At 36.5% G+C, this 1580-nt stretch carries 3 protein-coding genes; all 3 read left to right on the forward strand.

From position 1 onward, the window contains the following. Positions 1–376 (forward strand): YrhB domain-containing protein (locus tag AC27HL_RS19465; protein WP_487082716.1); only part of this gene is annotated, 376 nt, incomplete at its 5' end. A gap of 512 nt (positions 377–888) precedes the next feature. Then, entirely contained in the window at positions 889–1104 is a 216-nt protein-coding gene (locus AC27HL_RS19470; protein ID WP_487082717.1) for a hypothetical protein, read from the forward strand. Positions 1105–1201: 97 nt separating this feature from the next. Further along, on the forward strand, positions 1202–1580 hold a 379-nt coding region (locus AC27HL_RS19475; protein WP_487082718.1), incomplete at its 3' end, for a hypothetical protein.

Below are 1580 nucleotides of genomic sequence, written 5' to 3' on the forward strand. Positions count from 1 at the left end.
AGCGGGACTTTTTAAAGTTTGCCTGGTTCCGCTGCGCTACACATTTTGGCAAACTATAAAAAGCCCCTTAATATGGGCGTTATGTGTAAAGAGTATGAATCTAGCTGATGCTGAAAAATTAGTATTATCAGAGATCGAAGATCCATGTATCTCAAATGATATTGAGTGCGGATTACTGAAAGGTGAAACCATCGAGAAAGATTGGGGATGGGTTTTCTTTTACCAAAGTACTGCATTCTTAAATTCAGGAGACTTTCGAGATATGGTAGGCGGCAATGCTCCAATTATAGTTAATAAGCACACTGGTAAATTAGTACATACTGGCACTGCATATGAAATCGACCACTATATAAAAGAATATGAAGGCTCGTTGTGATTTACACATAACAAGCAATTAAAGCGGGACTTTTTACAGTTTGCTCGGTTCCGCTTCGCTACACAATTTTAGCAAACTAATAAAAAGCCCCTTAATGTGGGCGTTATGCGTCAGCCGCGAATTCGGTTAAATTTATTGTTTTCGGCTGGTATTTTACAAAGGCTAGGGTGCTTGTTGCCTTTTCTTTGTTTTGGTAACTTAATTGCCAGCTATACTGTTTCAGCTTTTGGCTAAACAGTTTTTCGCCAAGTTAAGTTTAGTGGCAAAAGCCACTTTATTTTAAGTGGCTCAAAAATTCATGGTTTGGTGTGTCGCGCTGCGTGGGAGTTCTTGTTTTCTACGGTCGGGCTGCCACGAAATCTTATATAAATGGCGTTGTTTGTGGTCATCACAACCAGCGCATAACAAGGCGCTCAATGGGACGTTTACAGTTTGGCTCGTTTCGCTGCGCTCACAATTTTAGCCAAACTATAAACGCCCGTTAGCTTGGCGTTATATATCAAGGATGATTCGTGCAAGATGCTAGCCTCCCAGGATTAAAAGAAAGAGCTGATAGCTTAGGGAATTTTGCATCCACTTATCCTGTGTTCTTTTCTTTTGTTGTGTTTGTTATATTTGTATTTATGACTATTAATGAATGTAAAAAAGAAAAAGGTAAGCTAATAAAAGTCGCTCTATATTCATTAATCGCACTAATTGCATTTTGGCGTGTAGCAATTGATATATAACAAGCTAATTAATAAGGACAAAAAACAGTTGGCTGTTTTCGTTCCTCAACATTTTAGCCAACAATTTTTTGCCCATTATTAGGGCGTTATGAGTACTATGAGTCGTCGTAAAATACTAAAAATTATTGAAAACCCGACAGCTGACAAACCATGTTTTGGAGCCTTTGCTATATCTCATATTCTTTGTCTTTTTATTTTAAAAGGTCAATTTGACATTTATACATTATTATTTTCTTGCTTAGTGGTTTATGGTTTTTTTATTGATCCCTTTGCTAGGTTAATGTTTAGAGTTAATAAATTATTAGGACTTAAACTCTTGTTAGTTGGTTCTTTGAATATTGCTGCATTAGAGCTCTTATCACGTTACCCTGAGATTGAAGGAGGCCTTGTAGTCGTTGCAATATTTAGTTTTTTATTTTTTATGTTTTTTTGGAGCGACTGGGTTGATAAAACTAAAGATAGGTATAAAAAGTACT

The sequence above is a fragment of the Colwellia aquaemaris genome (assembly GCF_057548755.1).